At 62.2% G+C, this 18,180-nt stretch carries 17 protein-coding genes; 8 read left to right on the top strand and 9 right to left on the bottom strand.

Annotation, left to right across the window (positions count from 1 at the left end):
- Positions 1-103: 103 nt before the first annotated feature.
- The 6 genes from EWM57_RS04990 to EWM57_RS04965 all read right to left on the bottom strand — a co-directional run bounded on the left by EWM57_RS04990 (position 104) and on the right by EWM57_RS04965 (position 7,050).
- A complete protein-coding gene (locus EWM57_RS04990) occupies positions 104-652 on the bottom strand; it encodes a hypothetical protein (RefSeq protein ID WP_129920036.1) in 549 nt (182 codons plus the stop codon).
- Positions 653-755: 103 nt separating this feature from the next.
- Positions 756-1,604 carry a T9SS type A sorting domain-containing protein gene (locus EWM57_RS21760; RefSeq protein WP_129920035.1) on the bottom strand — a complete coding sequence of 283 codons (849 nt, stop codon included), beginning with the start codon at positions 1,602-1,604 and terminating at the stop codon, positions 756-758.
- A gap of 142 nt (positions 1,605-1,746) precedes the next feature.
- A complete protein-coding gene (locus EWM57_RS04980) occupies positions 1,747-3,303 on the bottom strand; it encodes a M16 family metallopeptidase (RefSeq protein WP_129920034.1) in 1,557 nt (518 codons plus the stop codon).
- A 70-nt stretch (positions 3,304-3,373) separates the two neighbouring features.
- A complete protein-coding gene (locus EWM57_RS04975) occupies positions 3,374-4,756 on the bottom strand; it encodes a M16 family metallopeptidase (protein WP_129920033.1) in 1,383 nt (460 codons plus the stop codon).
- Positions 4,757-4,873: 117 nt separating this feature from the next.
- The gene (locus tag EWM57_RS04970; protein ID WP_129920032.1) at positions 4,874-5,497 is read right to left on the bottom strand and encodes a hypothetical protein; all 624 of its coding nucleotides are present in this window, start codon (positions 5,495-5,497) and stop codon (positions 4,874-4,876) included.
- A gap of 140 nt (positions 5,498-5,637) precedes the next feature.
- The gene (locus tag EWM57_RS04965; protein ID WP_129920031.1) at positions 5,638-7,050 is read right to left on the bottom strand and encodes a dicarboxylate/amino acid:cation symporter; all 1,413 of its coding nucleotides are present in this window, start codon (positions 7,048-7,050) and stop codon (positions 5,638-5,640) included.
- A gap of 159 nt (positions 7,051-7,209) precedes the next feature.
- Between EWM57_RS04965 and EWM57_RS04960 the strand changes: the two genes are divergently transcribed.
- Positions 7,210-8,250 carry a dipeptide epimerase gene (locus tag EWM57_RS04960; protein WP_129920030.1) on the top strand — a complete coding sequence of 347 codons (1,041 nt, stop codon included), beginning with the start codon at positions 7,210-7,212 and terminating at the stop codon, positions 8,248-8,250.
- 60 nt (positions 8,251-8,310) lie between these two features.
- Here the strand turns inward: EWM57_RS04960 and EWM57_RS04955 are convergent, their stop codons facing one another.
- On the bottom strand, positions 8,311-8,901 hold the full coding sequence (locus EWM57_RS04955) for a DUF6799 domain-containing protein (RefSeq protein WP_129920029.1): 591 nt from the start codon (positions 8,899-8,901) through the stop codon (positions 8,311-8,313).
- Positions 8,902-9,052: 151 nt separating this feature from the next.
- Here EWM57_RS04955 and EWM57_RS04950 point away from each other — a divergent pair, with 151 nt between their 5' ends.
- Positions 9,053-9,508, top strand: a complete 456-nt coding sequence (locus EWM57_RS04950; protein WP_317128161.1) for a MarR family winged helix-turn-helix transcriptional regulator — start codon at positions 9,053-9,055, stop codon at positions 9,506-9,508.
- A 49-nt stretch (positions 9,509-9,557) separates the two neighbouring features.
- Positions 9,558-10,211 carry a YceI family protein gene (locus EWM57_RS04945; RefSeq protein ID WP_129920028.1) on the top strand — a complete coding sequence of 218 codons (654 nt, stop codon included), beginning with the start codon at positions 9,558-9,560 and terminating at the stop codon, positions 10,209-10,211.
- A gap of 111 nt (positions 10,212-10,322) precedes the next feature.
- On the opposite strand, the gene EWM57_RS04940 is transcribed toward EWM57_RS04945, so the two are convergent.
- Complete coding sequence (locus tag EWM57_RS04940; protein ID WP_129920027.1) at positions 10,323-10,880, bottom strand: hypothetical protein; 558 nt, start codon at positions 10,878-10,880, stop codon at positions 10,323-10,325.
- Between the two features lie 96 nt (positions 10,881-10,976).
- Entirely contained in the window at positions 10,977-13,142 is a 2,166-nt protein-coding gene (locus EWM57_RS04935; protein WP_129920026.1) for a S9 family peptidase, read from the bottom strand.
- A gap of 219 nt (positions 13,143-13,361) precedes the next feature.
- On the opposite strand from EWM57_RS04935, the gene EWM57_RS04930 reads away from it, so the two are divergent.
- The 5 genes from EWM57_RS04930 (at position 13,362) to EWM57_RS04910 (ending at position 18,131) form a co-directional block, all read left to right on the top strand.
- Complete coding sequence (locus tag EWM57_RS04930; protein WP_129920025.1) at positions 13,362-13,643, top strand: ATP-dependent Clp protease adaptor ClpS; 282 nt, start codon at positions 13,362-13,364, stop codon at positions 13,641-13,643.
- A 90-nt stretch (positions 13,644-13,733) separates the two neighbouring features.
- On the top strand, positions 13,734-14,342 hold the full coding sequence (gene recR / locus EWM57_RS04925; protein ID WP_129920024.1) for a recombination mediator RecR: 609 nt from the start codon (positions 13,734-13,736) through the stop codon (positions 14,340-14,342).
- Positions 14,343-14,419: 77 nt separating this feature from the next.
- Complete coding sequence (locus EWM57_RS04920; RefSeq protein ID WP_129920023.1) at positions 14,420-14,737, top strand: hypothetical protein; 318 nt, start codon at positions 14,420-14,422, stop codon at positions 14,735-14,737.
- Between the two features lie 61 nt (positions 14,738-14,798).
- Positions 14,799-16,769: a glycosyltransferase family 2 protein gene (locus EWM57_RS04915; protein ID WP_129920022.1), complete on the top strand. Its 1,971-nt coding sequence runs from the start codon at positions 14,799-14,801 to the stop codon at positions 16,767-16,769.
- 138 nt (positions 16,770-16,907) lie between these two features.
- Positions 16,908-18,131 (top strand): pyridoxal phosphate-dependent aminotransferase, encoded by a 1,224-nt coding sequence (locus EWM57_RS04910; protein ID WP_129920021.1) that lies wholly within the window; start codon positions 16,908-16,910, stop codon positions 18,129-18,131.
- Positions 18,132-18,180: the final 49 nt, after the last annotated feature.

Raw genomic sequence — 18,180 nt, 5'->3', positions numbered from 1 at the left:
TGGCACAACAGACGCGCCGCCCAATTGATTTCAGGCAGAATGCGTTGTCATTTCCTCTATACGAAGCCCGACACTGCGCGGCTGCCTGCCGCGGGGGCCAAGGCTATTTAAAGCGCAGAACTAGCCCGTTTTGCCCGGCAATCGTCTGGTCGTAGGTCGCGTTGTTGAAGAACACCACCTTGCGCGTGTTCTGGTAGCAGGTGCAGCAGCCGTCGCCCTGGAAGTTGCCTCTCAGGCTCACCGAGTCGAGCACGTACTGCGGAAACTTGCGCAGGGTGGGGCGGGCCTTGTTGGGCAGCTTGCTGGCCAGGCGCAGGTCGTAGCGGTAGGCGTTGAGCTTGCGGGTCCCGTTGGCGGCCAGCGGCTGGGCGTTGTTGATGACAATGGGCTGGGCAGCGTTGGCGCGGGTCCGTACGAGGAGCACCGAGTCGGGCTTGAGCTGCTGCTGCGCCACCCGGAGTGGAGTACGGCGGATATACACCGAGTCTACGTCGGAGGGGAAGTACTGCTGGCCCAGCGAGTCGACCTCGAAGCGCAGCGTAATGGCGTCGGCGGCGCTGTCGTCGCAGTCGCAGGCCACGCTGCCGCAGCAGGCTGCCACGGCCACTGCCGTGCCGACAAGTAAAATCCAGAGAAACAAGGTGCGCATCATACGGCGGTAAAGATAAGGGAACCGGCCGGCCGGGTTTTACTACGGGCCCAAAACAAAAAAGCCAGCCCCGCGGGACTGGCTTACTACGCCGGAGCCGCGCAGTTTATTGCCGCACGAAGCGCTGGGTTTCGACGCCCGTGCGGGTGGTGATTTTGTAGAAGTACGTGCCCGCGGGCAGCTCCTCCACGCTGGTGGATACCGTATGCAGGCCTTTTTCCCGGGGCTCGTTCTGCACGAGGGTCCGCAGCACGGTGCCGCGCCCGTCGAGCACTTCCACCGTCACGGGGCCCGCCTTTTTAACGGCAAACTCCAGCTGGGCGGTGCTGACGGCGGGGTTGGGAAATACGGTGCTGCCTGCCGCGGCGGGCGTTGCTGAGACTGGCGCCGGCACTTCGAACAGCAGGAAGCGGGCAGGCTTGTCCAGGATGCTCAGGCCGTGGCGGCCGCGGGAAACCCGCTGTTCCGGGGAAGCATTTTTATCGGCCAGGGCCTGGATATCCGCCTGCCACCGGGCTTTCTGGGGCGCAATTTCCTGGGCGAGCTGGGCAATGGCGGCTTCGTATTTCCGGGCCAGCTGGGCCACATTTTGGCGAATGGCCTGCCCCTCGGCGCGCAGCTGCTGCACTTGCTGGCGCTGGGCGTCGGTCAGGGCCGGCCGGGCTTGGGTGGCTTCGCCGGCCGGGCGCAGGTGCAGGCGCAGGGCCTGGCCGCGCTGGCGCAGGTCGCGCAGCTGGGCGCGGTAGGTGGCGAGCTGGGTCTGGTCGGCGGCCGAGAGCTGGGCGTCGAGCTTCTGGCGCTGCTGCCGCACCACGGGCAGTACGTTAGCCTGGTAGTAGGCCCGGATTTCCGGGCGGCCCGGGCGGGCTTCCGGGGTTTGGGCCCGCAGCGGGGCCGCGGCGGTGAACAGGGCCAGCAGGAGCAGGGCCAGGGGCTTGAGCAGAGTTGTTTGCATCGGGAAACGGAAAGTAGATACGGAAGCCGGACTTCCTTGGGTAGACACGCCGGGCGCCGCAACGTTTAACCACCAACGCAAAAAAAACGGCTCTGCGTATCTGCAGAGCCGTTTTGCTATATAAGTGGGACGCAATAAAAGCCTACTTGAACGTGTCCTTGGTGTCCACGATTTTTACGTCCGTCACGTTGAGCTTGTAGGTCGCCACCTGGGCGTCTTCGGCCACCACTTCCTTGGGCAGCCCTTCACTGACCACCTTGGCATAGCTCATCGGGGAGGGCAGGTTTTGCTTGAGCACGTCGGCCAGGGGCTGGGCCTCGCTGTCGTCCGTGACGATGGTCACGAACATGTTCTGCACCTGCCAGTTCTGCCGGATGGCCTTGTTCACGTCGGCCAGCGTGAGCTTGGCCAGCTGCCCATCGACTTCCTTGAGCCAGTCCTTGCGGCCGTAGAACTTGGAGTCGAGCAGAAAGCCGAGCTGCTTGGCGGGCGTGGTGCCGTAGAGCTTCACGTAGGAGCGCAGAAAGGTGCGGGTCAGCTCGAAGTCGGCGGGGCTCATGCCGTTCTTAACCAGGTTGTCCATTTCGCGCACCGCCAACCGGAAGGCAAACGCGCCGTGGCCGACTTTCAGGTCGCCCAGCTCAGTGGGATACTGCTTGCGCAGGCCCTCGGCAATCTGCACCGGGCGCAGCCAGATGCTGGCGTAGTTGGCGTGGCGGGGCACGCCGGGCACGGGCAGCATGTTGGCGCCGCCGTTTTCGTACCACTCAATGTAGCTGTAGTCGCCGTAGTTCATCGAGCGGGTCGTGCGGATTTTGTCGTAGAGCTTGCCGTAGCTTTTGCGGTGCTCCCCGAGCCAGGAGTTGGCTACCATCAGAGCCGCGAAGTCATTGGAGGCGCGGGTAGCCTGGATGGGGAAGCCCGCGTACACGGCCGAGCCCAGCGCGTCGGGCTTGCTGATGATTTCGACCTTGATGCCTTTCGAAGCCGCCAGCGCGGGTATTACCGGTTTGGCCGTGCTCTGGGGCAGCTTGTCGAGGTCGGCCTTCAGCTTTTGCAGGAAGGCGGTGGGGTAGTTGCCGGCCACGCCGATGGTCAGGTTGTCGCGGCCAAAGGCAGCGGGGTAGTAGGCCTGCACGTCGGCCAGGGTCAGGCTGCGCACGCCGGCCGTGGTGCCGCGGGTCATGTGCTGGTAGCGGGTGCCGCGAAACAGCTGGTCCTCGAGGGCGAACTTGCTGTAGTCCTCATCCGAGGAGGCCCGGATTACCTGGTCGACGTAGTTGAGCTGGTTGCTTTTTAACCGGTCGAAATCTTCCTGGGTGAAGGTCGGCGTCAGCATCAGCCCCTGGAGCACGGGGTAAAACTTGTCGATAAAGTCGCGGTGAAACTCGAAGGTGAAGGTCGTCACTTCCTTGTCGGTGGTAGCGTAGTAGCTCACCGCCATCGGGTAGAGAAAATCCTTGAGTTGGGCCGCCGTCATGGCCTTGGTGCCGCCGGCCGTCACGAGCTGGCTGGTCAGGAAGGTCAGGCCTTCCTTGCCCACGGGGTCGGCGGCTGAGCCGTTGCGAAACTGCAGCTTCACGACCACCTTGGAGGCGTTGGGCTGGCGCAGCTCCACGACCTCGGCGGCCCGGGTGGAAGCCACGGCCCCCGTGCTCAGGGCGGCGGTCAGCAGCAGGCGGGAAAATATTGATTTCATAAAACGAGATTTAGAAGGAGGGGAAAGCCGGCATCGGGAGTAGTCCCGTAGCCGGGCAACTGGCAACCGATTACAGGCCGCTCGTGGCGTTGGGCCCGATGGTGCCGATGGTCAGGTGCTCGGGCACGAAGTATTTCTGGGCCACGGCCTGAATGTCGGCCGGGGTCACCTGGTCGTAGAGCGAATACAGGCGGTTCAGGCTCTGCGGGTCGCCGGTGAGCCAGATGTACTGGGCCAGGGCGTTGGCAATCTGGTCGGAAGAGTCGAGGCCCATCAGAAAGCCGTACTTCAGCGCCGACTTGGTGTCGGCCAGGCGCTTGGCGTCCACGGGCGTGGTTTTGAGCTGGTTCAGGGCCTTCGTGATTTCGTCGCGCACGTAGGGCATGTCCTCGGCCTTCACCACGGAGGCCCGCACGCTGAGCAGGTACGGGTCGCGGGTGTAGTTGGGCGAGCCGCCCACGAAGCGCACCTTGTGCTCTTTCACCACCAGCTTCTCGTAGAGCGGGGAGTTTTCGGCAAACAGCATCGTGGTCAGCACGTCCAGGGCGGGCAGCTCCCGGTTCTGGTCGGTGTAGGCCGGGCCGCGGTAGCTGAGGCTCAGCAGGGGCGGGAAGTTGGCGTTCTGAATGTGCACGGCCCGGGGTGCCGTCTGCGCGGGCTCGGCCGTGATGCTGGGCTGGTAGGAGCCGCGCTGCCACATGCTGAAGTACTGCTCGGCCAGCTTGTTGACCTGCTCGGATTTCACGTCGCCCACCACCAGCAGGGTCGTGTACTCGGGGCGGTAAAACCGGTCGAAGAAGCTTAGCGAGTACTGGTACTGGTTGGGCATGTCCACGATGTCCTTGAAAAAGCCCATCGTGGTGTGCTCGTAGGTGTGCTTGTCGAAGGCGGCGTCGGCGACTTTTTCGTTGAGCTGGGTGTAGAGCGAGGCCGAGTTCTTGGTGTACTCGCCCTTCACGGCCCCGGCTTCGGCCTTGAAGTCGTGCTCGGAGTACTTCAGGTGCTGAAACCGGTCGGCCTCTACCTCAAACATTTTCTCGAGCATGCCCGCGTTGCCGGTCATGTAGTACACGGTGCGGTCCAGGGAGGTGTTGGCGTTGGCCGAGGCCCCGATGCTCTTGAGCACCTCGTCGTACTTTTCCTTGGAGTACTTCTCGGTGCCCCGGAACATGACGTGCTCGAAAAAGTGGGCGAAGCCGGTGTGGCCGGGCTCCACCTCGTCGCGGGAGCCGGCGCGCACCACCAAAAAGAACGAGGCCAAACCCGGCGAGTCGAAGGGCACGGTCACCACGTTCAGGCCGTTGGCGAGCTGCTTCTGCTGAATCGGGTAGGGGAAGACGGGCGCCGTAGCGGCCGCGGGTGTAGCCGCCGGTGGGGCCTTTTTCTGGGCATCAGCCCCGGGGGCCACCAGCAGGCCGGCGGCCAGCAGCAGGGCAGGTAAGGTGTTTTTCATCGACGAAACAAGGAGTGGGAATACAGGCTGCCCCGGCGGAGCAGGCGGGTAAAAGTAGAAACGGCGGCCGCAAAGTTGCAGCCGCCGCTTAAAAAACGTCTTCCAGGATTAGCCAGCTTATTCCCCGGTGGAAGCCTGCAGGGGGCCCGTCACCAGCAGCTCGTTGCGCAAGCGGCTGGCGTCGGCGGCCAACTGGGGGCGAATCTGGTTCAGGGCTTGCTTGAGCGCCGTCACGTCGGCCAGGCGCGGGGCGGCCGTCTGGCTGTAGCCGTAGTACATGGCCACCCGGATGCGGGAGGTGCCGGTGCCGTTGTAGGTACCAATAACCTGCCCCCGGGCGTCCATAATCTGCACCACCGCGTCGAGCTTGGTGGAGTAGTATTCCATCGGAACGCCCAGCACCGTGGGCAGCATCAGCGTGGCCATCTGCACGGCCTGCAAGCCTTTGCCGGCCCGGGAAATGGTGCTGTTGGTAATCACCAGCTTGGCGTAGCCGAACTGGGTGCTGTCGTCGGGGGCGGTAATGTTCTGGCGCAGCTCGCGCTGAAACAGCAGGCGGGCATCTTCGGGCAGGGCGCCCTCGGTTTCCACCCAGGGGCCCAGGTCGGCCGAGACTTCCAGCGGCGGCAGGCGGGCCGAAATCGGGGAGCCCGACAGCCGGAAGATGGCCTTTTCAGCCGATTTGCAGCCCACGGCAACCACCGCCAGCACTGTGTAAACCAGGAGTAAGCGTATTTTCATAGAGGGCAGAAAGGACCAGTAAACCGGAACAGTTGCCCAAAGTATAAAAATTGATATTAATTATAGTAAATATTCATTAAAATATATGTGGTTATTCATAGATGATAGACTGTTAGCCAGATACGTCCAACCAGCGCGGATCAGTGGCCCACGTTGACCAGGGCGCTGTCGGTTTCGGCCATGTCGGTGAGGGGCGGGGCCACGTAGTTATCAACGAATTCACCTTCCCAGCGGGCAATAACGGCCGTAGCCAGGCAGTTGCCGATAACGTTGACGGCCGTGCGGGCCATGTCCATCAAGGCATCAATGCCGAGAATAATGAATACCGGCCAGGCGGGCAGGTTGAACGAAGCCACCGTGGCGAGCAGAATAACGAGGGAGGCGCGGGGCACCCCGGCCACGCCCTTGCTGGTCAGCATCAGGGTGAAGACCATCACCAGTTGCTGGCCGAAGGAAAGCTCGATACCGGCCGCCTGGGCCACAAACACGGCCGCCAACGACAGGTAGAGCGTGGTACCGTCGAGGTTAAACGAGTAGCCGGTCGGCATTACGAAGGCCACAATGCGGCGGGGCACGCCGATGCTTTCCATGGCTTCCATGGCCCGGGGCAGGGCCGCCTCGGAGGAAGTGGTGGCAAAGGCAATGCTGACGGGCTCGGCAATGGCCTGCACGAAGCGCTTCACCGGAATCCGGGCCAGCAAAGCAATGGGCAGCAGCACCAGCAGCAGGAAGGCAATGAGGGCCACATAGAGCGTCAGGAGCAGGTAAAAGGCATTTTGCAGGGGCGCGAAGCCCATTTTGCCCACCGTGTAAGCCATGGCCCCGCCCACGCCGATGGGAGCGAAGAACATGACCACGTTGGTGAACTTAAACATCACCTCCGACAGGCTTTCGGCAAATTCCAGCATCGGGCGGCGGTGCTTGCCGTGCACCATGGCCAGGCCAATGGCGAAGATGATGGCAAATACCACCACCTGGAGCACCTGCCCCTCGGCAATGGACTTGGCAATGTTTTCGGGGAAGATGTGCAGGATGATGTCGGAGGTCGTCTGCTTGACGGGGTCCAGCTTTTCGGCCTCCATGCCCACGTTGTTGACGCCCACGCCGGCCTTGCTCAGGTTGATGGCCGCCAGGCCGATGAAGAGGGCAAACGTGGTGACTATTTCGAAATACACGAGGGCCTTGACCCCCATCCGGCCCACCTGCTTGAGGTTGGCGTGGCCGGCAATGCCCACGACCAGCGTGGCAAACACCAGGGGCGCAATGATGGTCTTGACCAGCCGCAGGAAAACGTCACTGAGCACTTTCAGGCTCTGGGCCTGGGTAGGGAAGTCGTGGCCTACCTCGGCACCGACAAACATGCTGACCACAATCCAGAAGGTGAGGGAGCGGCGCTGGGCGGCGTAAAAGGCCAGCGCGGCCAGAAACAGCCACCGGGCTGCCAGGGGCACGGCGGCGGGCAATGCCACGCTGGTGTAGGCGGGCAGTACGGTGAGCACCAGGGCGGCCAGCAGCAGAATCAGGAGCAGCGGAACGAGGCGGGAAGGCTTCATGCGGGGAAAATCAGGACGGGAAATCGGGGGAAAGTCAGCAAAGATAGGTTTTTGGGTTTCGTGGTCGATTTCTCATTTCGCGCGGCTGGTTTTTCGTAACTCGAACTCTTATGGCCGCGCGGGTACTGCGGCGGCCGTGTTCACCCCAATCCCACCACTTTGAGTCTTATCTGGAATCTGCGGGCGCGGGAGCTGCCGCTGCGCTACACCTGGAAAATCTCCCGCAACGCCTCGACCAGCAAAACCAACCTGCTGGCTTCCGTGACCGACGAGGCCGCTCCGGCTACTACGGGCTGGGGTGAAGCCGCGCCCAACGTGCGCTACGGCGAAACGCCCGCGGGCCTGCTCACTGAATTCGACCAGCTGGTAAGAGCGGGGCTGCCGGCCGTCAGGTCGTTGGAGGAGCTGGAAGAGTTCCTGGACGAGCAGGCCCCGGCCCACGCCCTGCGGTTTGGGCTGGAGTCGGCCTACGTGCACTGGCTGGCCCGAAGCCGGGGGCAGAGCGTGGGGCAGGTGCTGGGCGTGCCGGCCCCGGCCGCGCACGTGCCCACGGCGTTTTCGCTGCCCATCATGGAGCCGGGAGCCGTGGCCGCCTTCGTGCGGGAGCAGCGCATGGACCGCTTCGAGCTGCTCAAAATCAAGGTCAACCAGGAAAGCGGCTACGACTTGCTGGCGGCCCTGACCCGGGAGCTGCCGGGCCGCCCCCTCATTATCGACGGCAACGAAGCCTGGACCGACGCCGACAGGCTGCTGCAGTTTCTGGAAAAGGTGCAGGCGCTGCCCGGGCTGCGCGTGCGCCTGCTCGAACAGCCCCTGCCCGCCGCCTGCGCCCCGGATTACCGCTACCTGCGGCCCCGCTCGCCCTACCCGCTGTTTGCCGACGAGTCGGTGACGGACGCGGCCGACTTCGCCGACGTTGCCGGGCAGTTTCACGGCGTGAACATGAAGCTCATGAAGGCCGGGGGCTACCGCAACGGCATCCGGCTGCTCGAGCAAACCCGCGCCCACGGCCTGCAAACGATGCTGGGCTGCATGGTCGAAACCTCACTGGGTATCTGGTCGGCCCTGCAGGTGAGCCCGCTGGCCGACGTGTGCGACCTAGACGGCTTCCTGATTGTGCGCGACGAGCCTTTTGGCCTGGTGCGGGAAGAAAACGGGTTGCTCAGCGCCCAGGCCGGCTGGACCGATATCGGGGAATAAAAAAGGACGCCATACCGGGGCATGACGTCCTTGCACAATTGAAGCCGGGGCTTGCAATGCTTATTTCACCTGCTGAAGCTGTTCATCCAGGGCTTTTATCTGCTGGTCGAGCTGGCTGGTGTCGGCGGGGCGCTGGGTGGCGGAGCTCAGCAAGCTGATTTTGTCGTTGAGCAACTGAATCTTCCGGGCCATCAGCGTGAGGCGGCTGTTGAGGCTGCTCAAGCGCGCATCCATGTCGGCGGCGCTGGCCGGGGCCATGTTGCGGTCCACGTAAGTGGTGTACTGGGCGCCGGCCGGCACGGAGTTGTCGCCGCGGGCGGCGGCGGCGCTGCCGGGCGTGGCAAATACGATTTCGCCCTTAATGGTCACGTAGTCGCCTTCCTTGAGTGTGGTCTTCTTGCCGCCGGGCAATTCCACGATGCCGCTTTTGTAGTTGATCTTGGTGCCGTCCGAGAGCACCACGTTCTTATTCAGGGGCTTGATGGTGGAGCCCTGGCGCATGACCACCTCGCCGTCGCGCATCACAAACTGGTCGGTGCTGCTGGCTTCGGTGGCGCCAGCGGGTTTAGGCGCGGTTTTGGATTGGGCGGCGGCGCCCAGCGGGGCCGCCAGCGCGAAGCACACGAGGGCGGAAACGAAGTGACGGTTCATGGGAAGGCAGTGAGTTGGAAATGCTTCTACGGGAGCCGCCGACAATTGGCTGCCCACCGGACACTTCCCAAATAATTTTCAAATTCCGGCGAACTATGTTGCGACATTAAATGTATGTACATATATTTGCAACGTAATCCAGCCCGGCTGAATGCAGACCATGAGAATTGAAGACGAAATTAAGCAGCCGGTATTCAAAAATGAGTACCAAAAGGGGCTCATTAACCTGATCTACACCGCTGGCTGGCTGCAGCAGCAGCAGGCCGCCGCCTTCCGCCAGTTCGACCTCACCCTGCCCCAGTTCAACGTGCTGCGCATCCTGCGCGGGCAGCATCCCAAGCCCGCCACAGTCAACCTGCTCATTGAGCGCATGCTCGACAAGACCAGCAACGCCTCCCGCATCGTCGATAAGCTTGAAACCAAGGGCCTCGTGACGCGCACCGTGTGCCCGAGCAACCGCCGGGCCGTGGACATTCGCATCACCGAGCCCGGCCTGGAGCTGCTGCACCGCATCGACGAGAGCGTGAAGGAGCACCACGGCCTGCAAATGCTCACGCTGGAAGAAACCCAGCAGCTCAACCAGATTCTTGATAAAATCCGTGACTGACGGTTTTCAGCCATCATTTCTTCGACTCTCCCTTCACTTTTCAGTACTCATGAAAAAAATTGCGCTGTCCGCTCTCCTCGTCGCTGCTCTGATCAGCAGCCCCGCCTTCGCTCAAAAAGCTGCTAAAGCTGCCAAGCCCGCCAAAACCGAGAAGGTGAACGGTGCTTCGGTCTACAAGCTGCAGCCGCAGCTGAGCACCCTGGGCTGGCTCGGCAAAAAAGTGGGTGGCCAGCACAACGGCACCATCCAGTTCAAAGACGGTGACGTGCTCGTGCGCGGCAACCAGGTAGTAGGCGGCACCTTCGTGGTGGACATGACCTCCATCAAAAACACCGACCTGACCGACGCCGGCTACAACGCCAAACTGGTGGGTCACCTCAACTCGCCCGATTTCTTCAACGTGGCCGCTAACCCCACCGCGACGTTCAAAATCACCAACATTGCGCCCATCAAAGGGGCCGCGGCCAACGCCGACAACGCCACCATCACCGGCAACCTCACCATCAAAGGCATCACCAGCCCGATTTCCTTCCCCGCTAAAATTGGCGTGAACAAGGACGGCGTGGCTGCCGCCACCGGCACGGCTACCATCGACCGCACGAAGTACGACGTGAAGTACGGCTCGACCCTGTTCGGCGCCGCCGCCGATAAGGCCATCGACAACGACTTCACGATGAGCTTCAACGTTATTGCCAAGAAGTAATTCTGGCCGGAAAGCGCGGTAATACAACCCTGCTTTTCAGAAAAAAAAAGCCCCGTCAGCAGCTGCTGACGGGGCTTTTTTTCTGGCCGGCAAGTGGGTCGGGGCCACGGCCTACTCCGGTACTTCGAGCTCCCGGGGCAGCTCGAAGCGCAGGTTGCGGCTTTTGCTGCGGTTGTGGAGTTGCTGCAAAAAGTCGTCGAGCTCGGGTTTGTATTCCAGCCAAAGGTCTTCGTGCAGGGCCGTGAGCACCAACTGGGCGGTGCGGGCCGTCAGGCGCGCCGTGCTGACGTAGAAGCCGTTGTAAGGCGAGTCGAACTGGCCGGTGTAGTTGTCGAAGATCAGGCGCAGGGCGTACAGGTTCAGGTCGATTTCCAGGCGCTTGTCTTTGGTGATGCGCCGGGCCCGGGCGGTTTCCTTCACGGCCTTGCCCAGGGCCTTGTTGAGGCTGCGGTTGAGCAGACGGCCCGTCACGGCCACGTTGAACAGCTCGTGAATCCGGTCGGCGGTCTGCTCATACACCTGCTCGGTGGTCACGTCGGGCAGCAATTCGAACACGTAGGTTTCGTAGAGCTCCGCGTCGCGGCGCACGGCCCGCAGCAACAGCTTCTCCTTCTCGGCGTCGGGCAGGCGCTTGAGGGCCTTCTTGAATTCGGCGGACGGAACAGGCATGAGGAAATTCTGAATGTTGAGTTCTGACTGTTGAATTGAATAGTCCGGCGCGGTTTTCTGAGCCACTTGAGCCCTTCAACGCTTACCCTTCACAACTCACAATTTCTCGTCGAAGTACTGGGTAATCTTGTTATACAGGTGCACCCGGTCCTTGCCGCCTACGTTGTGGGGGTGGCCCGGGTATACGAAATAATCGAGCTGCACGCCCTGGTCGACGGCCTTTTTGAGGTAGTCGAGGCTGTGCTGCCACACCACTACGTCGTCGACGGTGCCGTGGATGAGCAGCAGTTTGCCCTGAAGCTTATCCACGTAACCCAGCAGGTTGGCGGCTTTGTAGCCCTCGGGGTTTTCCTGGGGCGTATCCATGTAGCGCTCCGTGTACATCACCTCGTACATGCGCCAGTCGATAACCGGGCCGCCGCCCACGCCCACTTTGAACGTGCCGGGGCTGCGCGTCATCATGGTGGTGGTCATGAAGCCCCCGAAGCTCCAGCCGTGAATGCCCAGGCGGTTGGCATCGACGAAGGGCTGGTTTTTCAGGTAGTCCACGCCCTTGAGCTGGTCGGCCATTTCGGCGGTGCCCAGCTGGCGGAAGGTGGCCTGCTCAAAAGCCCGGCCGCGGTTGCCGGAGCCGCGCGAGTCCATCGTAAACACCACGTAGCCTTTCTGGGCCATCAGCTGCATCCAGAAGTTGGAGCCGCCCAGCCAGGTATCGGTTACGAGCTGCACGTGGGGGCCACCGTAGAGGTACACCACCGTGGGGTATTTCTTGGCCGGGTCGAAGCCGGGGGGCGTAATCAGGCGGCAGTACAGGTCGGTTTGCCCGTCGGCGCTCTTAATCGGAAACAGCTTGGTTTCGCCCAATACGTAGGCCGTCAGCGGGTTGGGGGCGTCGAGCAGGGTCTGTAGGGGCTTGCCGTCGGCCACGCCGATAACGCGGATGGTGCGCGGGGTGGTGGAAGAGTTGAACGAGTCCAGCACGTACTTGCCCGAGGGACTCAGCGTGCCCGCGTGGGTGCCGTGGCCCTGGGTAATCCGGCGGGGCTTGCCGCCCTGCAGGCTCACGGCGTAGAGGTGGCGCTCCAGCGGGCTTTCGGCGGTGCTGGCGTAGACGATTTCCTTGCCCTTGGGGTCGAAGCCGAGCACGTCGGTTACCACCCAGTTGCCCTTGGTGAGCTGGCGCAGGAGCTTGCCCTGGGTGGAGTAGAGGTAGAGGTGCTCGAACCCGTCGCGCTGGCTGCGCCACACAAACTGGTCGGGGTGACCGGGCACGAACTGCAGCGGGTGCTGGGGCTCCACGTACTTGGCGTCCTTTTCCTCAAACAGCGTCCGGACGAAGGCGCCGGTGGCCGCGTCGTACTGGTTGAGCTTCATTTCGTTCTGCCCGCGGTTGAGCACGGCTAGGTAGATAAACTTCTCGTCGGGGCTCCAGCTCAGGTTGGTCAAATACTGCTCCTTGGGCTCGCCAGTCTGCAGAAACACGGTTTTGCGGCTGCCCAAATCGTACACGCCCACCGTCACCTGATGGCTCGCGTCGCCGGCCATGGGGTACTTGATGGCCTTTTCCTGGGCCGGCGTGCTCGACACGTCCACGATGGGGTAGTCCGTGACCATGGTCTGGTCCATGCGATAGTAGGCTAGGCGGCTGCCCCGGGGGCTCCAGAACGTGCCTTTGGTGATGCCAAACTCCGAGCGGTGGGCCGCCTGCCCGTTCACAATGGCCGGGTTCAGCTCGTTCGTCACGGGCTCATTTTCGCGGCCCGCGGCGGAGATATACAGGTTCTGGGCCTTGGTGTAGGCCAGGCGCGTCTTCGAGTCGTCCGGGTCGACGTTGTCCACCTCGAAGGCGTAGCCGAAGCCGCGGGTTGCCAGCCCCGATTTGAGGTCGTAGCGGTAAATCTTGTTCTTCTGGGTCGCTACCAGCACGCCCTGGTCCTGCCACTGCACGGTGGGGAAGGTTTTGCTTTCTTCGGCACCTACCCCTTGCAGGGCACTGCTGAATTTGGGCAGGGGCACGGCCACCGGGGGGGCACCGGCGGCCGTGCCGCGCACCAGTTCATCGACGCCGCCGGTGGTGCGCACAAAGCTGAACTCGTCGTTGGAGCCTGGAATCCAGGTGAGCTGGCGCAGATTCTGGGGCTGAAGGCTGCGGTTCAGGAACGCGTCTTCCATCGTCAGCCGCTGCTGCTGAGCCTGGGCCGCGGGCTGCAGTGCGAAGGCCAGCCCGAAAACCACCGCCAGACGGGGAGTGAAGTGAAGCATAAGGCAAGAAGTAGGGGAGAAGAATGAAGGCCGAAAAGTACGGCGGAATTATCATTGCCCGGCCTGCGCAACCCAGGGGCCGCGGGCCGGGGCGCCGGAGTTGAAAATGGGTGGCCGCAAACGGAAAGAGACGAAACGATTCTGGCCATGAAGGGGTTATAGAGGGCCGAAACCCGGTATAAACACGCTTTTATGCCCGCTTTTTCGTACTTTTGTGCCATGCAAACCAAACCGCAAATCGATTACGACGAGGACGTCCTGCTGCTGGAGGAAACCGTCGATGTGCGCGACCTTGTCGTGTACAACGACGACGTGAATACCTTCGAGCACGTCATCAAAACCCTCATCGACGTGTGCGGCCACGAGCCGGAGCAAGCCGAGCAGTGCACCCTGCTCATCCACTACAAGGGGCAGTGCACCGTCAAGCACGGCACCTTCGACGAGCTGGCCGGCATGTGCACCGCCATCCACGACCGCGGCATCTCGGCGGACGTTATCTAATTCAGTTGTTAGTTGACGGTTGTCAGTTGTTAGTTCGCCCAATTCCCAACAACTGATAACTGACAACTGGCAACTGGCAACTCAACCTGAATGGAATTTCCCTCCAAACTGATAGAAAATGCAGTTGGTGAGCTCTCCAAGCTGCCCGGCATCGGCCGCAAAACGGCGTTGCGCCTGACGCTGCACCTGCTCAAGGCCGACACCGAAACCACCAGCTCTTTGGCCGAGGCGCTGGCCAAGATGCGCTTTGAAATCACCTACTGCCGCACCTGCCACAACATTTCCGACACGGAGGAGTGCAGCATCTGCGCCAACAAGCTCCGCGACCACGGCACCGTCTGCGTCGTGTCTGACATCCGCGACGTTATTGCCATCGAGAACACCGGACAGTACCAGGGCGTGTACCACGTGCTGGGCGGCGTGATTTCGCCCATCGAGGGCATCGGTCCCTCGGATCTGCACATCGACACGCTGCTGACCCGCATTCCGGACTCCGAAATCAAGGAAATCATCCTCGCCATCAGCCCCACGATGGAAGGCGACACCACCGCGTTTTTCCTGTCCCGCAAGCTGCGCGAGTTTCCCGACGTGCACATCAGCACCATTGCCCGCGGCATTCCCATGGGTGGGGAGCTGGAATACGCCGACGAAATCACCCTGGGCCGCAGCATCGTGGAGCGGCAGCGGCAGGCCAAGTAAACAGGCAGTTTATAGCTAAGGAGAAACGGCCCCGCATTCTAGCGGTGGTCGTTTTTGCTTTATATTAAGGTTGAGCTATGGAGTTAGAGGAAGCTTTGGCGCGCAAGGAAGGCATTGACTTCATTGTCTGGGGCAACGCCATCCTATTTACTACTTCCAATGCCAAGCTGGCCGTGCAAGCCTGTCAGCGGGTAGGCCTGGGGGTGTTGGGGCTGGATGGATTTTATACCACTACCGGTAAGCGTCAACCGGATACGGAGTGGACTGCCGACTTCTCCAGTCTGTATAAGCTTACGCGGCCGGAATTTCAGCTGGAAAGCTGGCAGAAGGCTCTCGACTTTCTGGCTAAAGCTCCTGAAGAACTGGTTTGGGAGCTAGTTCTGGCCGACCAGTAAAAGGCGCTTTCCTAACTCTGCGTACTTTCGCCCCGCCCGAACTCCGCCGCCATTGCCTTCCGTGAAGCTTTCCGTCGTCATCGTCAACTACAACGTCTGCTATTTTCTGGAGCAGGCCTTGCTGTCGGTGCAGAAAGCGGTGGCCAAGCTCGGCGCCCCGGCTGAGGTGTTCGTGGTCGACAACAACTCCGTGGACGGCTCCGTGGCCATGGTGAAGGCCCGCTTTCCGGAAGTCATCCTGATTGAAAACAAGGACAACCCCGGCTTCAGCCGCGCCAACAACCAGGCCATGCGCGTGGCCCGGGGCGAGTATATTCTGCTGCTCAATCCCGACACGGTGGTGGAGGAAGACACCTTCCGCGCCTGCTGCGACTTTATGGACGCCCACCCCGACGGCGGCGGCCTGGGCGTGACCATGCTCGACGGGCAGGGCAAGTTCTTGCCCGAAAGCAAGCGCGGCCTGCCCACGCCGCTGGTGGCCTTTTACAAGATTTTCGGGCTAGCCAGCCTGTTTCCGAAGTCGCGCACCTTCGGGCGCTACCACCTGGGCTTTCTGCCCAAAGACCAGAACCACGAAATCGAGGTGCTCAGCGGGGCCTTTATGCTCATGCGCAAGGCGGCCCTCGACCAGGTGGGGCTGCTCGACGAGGACTACTTCATGTATGGCGAGGACATTGACCTCTCGTACCGGCTTACCCGGGGCGGCTGGAAAAACTACTACTTCGCCGGCACCCGCATCATTCACTACAAGGGCGAAAGCACCAAGCGCACGAGCGTCAACTACGTGTTCGTGTTTTACCGGGCCATGGTGATTTTTGCCCGCAAGCACTTCGCGCCCCAGCGGGCCGGGCTGTTTTCGTTGCTCATCAACTCGGCCATCTGGCTGCGGGCGGGCGTGGCCGTGCTCCAGCGCCTGCTCACCCAGGCTGCCCCGGTGCTGCTCGACGCCGCGCTGATTTACGCGGGCATGTACTTTCTGAAATCGTACTGGGAGGAAAACCACAAGTACGTGCGCACCGACTACCCACCCGAGTTTATGCTCGTGGCGGTGCCGGCCTACATCCTGGTCTGGCTGACCTCGGCCTACTTCAGCGGGGCCTACGACCAGCCCGTCAAAACCTCCCGCATCGTGCGGGGCATCTTCGTGGGGACGGTGGTGATTTCGGCCGTGTCCAACTTCTTCGACGCCTACCGCTTTTCCAAGGCCCTCATCATCCTGGGCGGCGTGTGGGCGGTGGCCGCGCTGGTGGGCCGCCGCCTGGGCAGCCACTTTCTGCGCTACCGCGACCTGCGCCTGAGCGAAAGGCGCCAGAAAAACGTGGCCATCGTGGGCTCGGCCCAGGAAAGCCGCCGGGTGCGCCACCTGCTCGAAACCGCCGCCGTGCAGGCCCGCATCATCGGCTACGTGGCCCCCGAAGCCGCGGTAGATTCCTCCACTTCCCCGGACGACCTGCTCGGCGAGGTGCGGCAGCTGGAAGACATTATCCGCATCTACGCCCTCGACGAGCTGATTTTTTGCGGCCGCGACTTGTCGGCCAGTCAGATTATTACCCTGATGGTGGGCTTGCCCCAACACCCGCCGGTGGCTTATAAGATCTTGCCCGAAGACAGCGAGTACATCATCGGCAGCTCCAGCAAGGATGCGCCCGGCGACTACTACGCCCTCGACATTGCCCTGAACCTGTTTCGGCCCCAGCAGGTGCGCAACAAGCGCGTGCTCGACGTGCTGACCAGCCTGGGGCTGCTGCTGGGCGCGCCTCTCTTTATCTGGCTCCAGAAACACAAAGCGGGCTTTCTGCGCAACTGCCTGCGGGTGCTGGGCGGCTCCCGCACCTGGGTGGGGTTGCGCTACATGGCTGGCCCCCGCAACACCCGCCGGGCTGTTCTTTCCCCAGCCGATGCCGCCCAGGCCGGCACGCTGCTCACCGAGGCCACCCGCCGCCGCCTGGAGCTGCTCTACGCCAAGGACTACGAGCCCGGCACCGACCTGAGCCTGCTGCTGCGCTGCTTCCGTCACTTAGGTAGGGAGTAAGTGGTAAGATGGTGAAACAGTAAGTTTCGGCCCTTTGGCGCGTTTCTGCGCCGCTGGCGCAAACCGAACAGCACCTCACCACCTCACCATCTTACCATTTCACTACTTTTGCCCTTCCCATCCCACCCCTCTGATTCTATGTCGGCTTCTTCCGCTACGCTTACGCCTTCCTTCCTGTCTGACCGCATCAATGCCATGCAGGAGTCCCAGACCATTGCCATGGCCAAAAAAGCCCGGGAGCTGATGGCCCAGGGTATTGATGTTATCAACCTGAGCTTCGGGGAGCCCGACTTTCAGACCCCGCAGTATATCCGCGACGCGGCCAAGGTGGCCATGGACGAGGGCTACACCAAGTACACGCCCGTGCCCGGCTACCTCGACCTGCGCCAGGCCATTGCCGACAAGCTGCTGCGCGAAAACCAGCTGGCCTATAAGCCCGAAAACATTGTGGTGAGCACCGGGGCCAAGCAGGCCCTGGCCAACGCGGTGATGAGCCTGATCAACGCCGGCGACGAGGTCATCGTGTTTGCTCCGTACTGGGTGAGCTACGAGGAGATGGTGAAGCTGGCCGAGGGCAAGACCGTGACCTTGATGGGCGCCCTAGAAAACGACTATAAGGTGACGGCCGCCGAATTTGAGGCGGCCATCACGCCGCGTACCAAGCTGGTCATGTACTCCTCGCCCTGCAACCCGACCGGCTCGGTGTTCTCGCGGGAAGAGTTGGGTGAAATTGCCGCCGTGCTGGCCCGCAACCCCCAGATTCACGTCATTGCCGACGAGATTTACGAGTACATCAACTTCGTGGGGGAGCACGTGAGCCTAGCCCAGTTCGCCGACATCAAGGACCAGGTGATTACCGTCAACGGCTTCTCGAAGGGCTACGCCATGACGGGCTGGCGGGTGGGCTACCTGGCGGCCCGCAAAGAAATTGCGGCGGCCTGCGAGAAAATGCAAAGCCAGATTACCTCCGGCACCTGCTCGGTAGCCCAGCGCGCCGCATTGGCTGCGCTGCAGGGCGGGCGCACCTCCGCCGACGAGATGGTGGAAGCCTACCGCCGCCGCCGCGACCTAGTGCTGGACCAGGTGAAAGACATCAAAGGCTTTAAAACGCCCACGCCCAGCGGGGCCTTCTACATCTTCCCCGACGTTAGCGCCTACTTCGGCCAGACCACGCCCGGCGGTGAGGTTATCCGCACGGCCGGCGACCTGGCGCTGTTCATGCTCAACGATGCCCACGTGGCCGCCGTCGACGGCGCCGCTTTCGGGGCTCCGAACTGCATCCGCTTCAGCACCGCCGCCGCCGACGAGAAGCTGCGTGAGGCCTTCGGCCGCATCAAGGCCAGCCTCGACAAGCTGAGCTAAGCAACCAACGATGAGCCGGCGCCGTCAACAAACCAGCTGCCGGCTACCC

Origin of the sequence: Hymenobacter persicinus (genome assembly GCF_004167665.1) — a bacterium.
Lineage (GTDB): Bacteria > Bacteroidota > Bacteroidia > Cytophagales > Hymenobacteraceae > Hymenobacter > Hymenobacter persicinus.
Note: the sequence above shows the minus strand (reverse complement) of the source record. Positions and strands in the feature narration are given on the sequence as shown.

Excerpts from the sequence above, each read along its gene's own strand:
- EWM57_RS04990 (WP_129920036.1), bottom strand. The coding sequence starts at position 652 with ATGATGCGCACCTTGTTTCTCTGGATTTTACTTGTCGGCACGGCAGTG.
- EWM57_RS21760 (WP_129920035.1), bottom strand. The coding sequence starts at position 1,604 with ATGCAAACAACTCTGCTCAAGCCCCTGGCCCTGCTCCTGCTGGCCCTG.
- EWM57_RS04980 (WP_129920034.1), bottom strand. The coding sequence starts at position 3,303 with ATGAAATCAATATTTTCCCGCCTGCTGCTGACCGCCGCCCTGAGCACG.
- EWM57_RS04975 (WP_129920033.1), bottom strand. The coding sequence starts at position 4,756 with ATGAAAAACACCTTACCTGCCCTGCTGCTGGCCGCCGGCCTGCTGGTG.
- EWM57_RS04970 (WP_129920032.1), bottom strand. The coding sequence starts at position 5,497 with ATGAAAATACGCTTACTCCTGGTTTACACAGTGCTGGCGGTGGTTGCC.
- EWM57_RS04965 (WP_129920031.1), bottom strand. The coding sequence starts at position 7,050 with ATGAAGCCTTCCCGCCTCGTTCCGCTGCTCCTGATTCTGCTGCTGGCC.
- EWM57_RS04955 (WP_129920029.1), bottom strand. The coding sequence starts at position 8,901 with ATGAACCGTCACTTCGTTTCCGCCCTCGTGTGCTTCGCGCTGGCGGCC.
- EWM57_RS04950 (WP_317128161.1), top strand. The coding sequence starts at position 9,053 with ATGCAGACCATGAGAATTGAAGACGAAATTAAGCAGCCGGTATTCAAA.
- EWM57_RS04945 (WP_129920028.1), top strand. The coding sequence starts at position 9,558 with ATGAAAAAAATTGCGCTGTCCGCTCTCCTCGTCGCTGCTCTGATCAGC.
- EWM57_RS04940 (WP_129920027.1), bottom strand. The coding sequence starts at position 10,880 with ATGCCTGTTCCGTCCGCCGAATTCAAGAAGGCCCTCAAGCGCCTGCCC.
- EWM57_RS04935 (WP_129920026.1), bottom strand. The coding sequence starts at position 13,142 with ATGCTTCACTTCACTCCCCGTCTGGCGGTGGTTTTCGGGCTGGCCTTC.
- EWM57_RS04930 (WP_129920025.1), top strand. The coding sequence starts at position 13,362 with ATGCAAACCAAACCGCAAATCGATTACGACGAGGACGTCCTGCTGCTG.
- recR (WP_129920024.1), top strand. The coding sequence starts at position 13,734 with ATGGAATTTCCCTCCAAACTGATAGAAAATGCAGTTGGTGAGCTCTCC.
- EWM57_RS04920 (WP_129920023.1), top strand. The coding sequence starts at position 14,420 with ATGGAGTTAGAGGAAGCTTTGGCGCGCAAGGAAGGCATTGACTTCATT.
- EWM57_RS04910 (WP_129920021.1), top strand. The coding sequence starts at position 16,908 with ATGTCGGCTTCTTCCGCTACGCTTACGCCTTCCTTCCTGTCTGACCGC.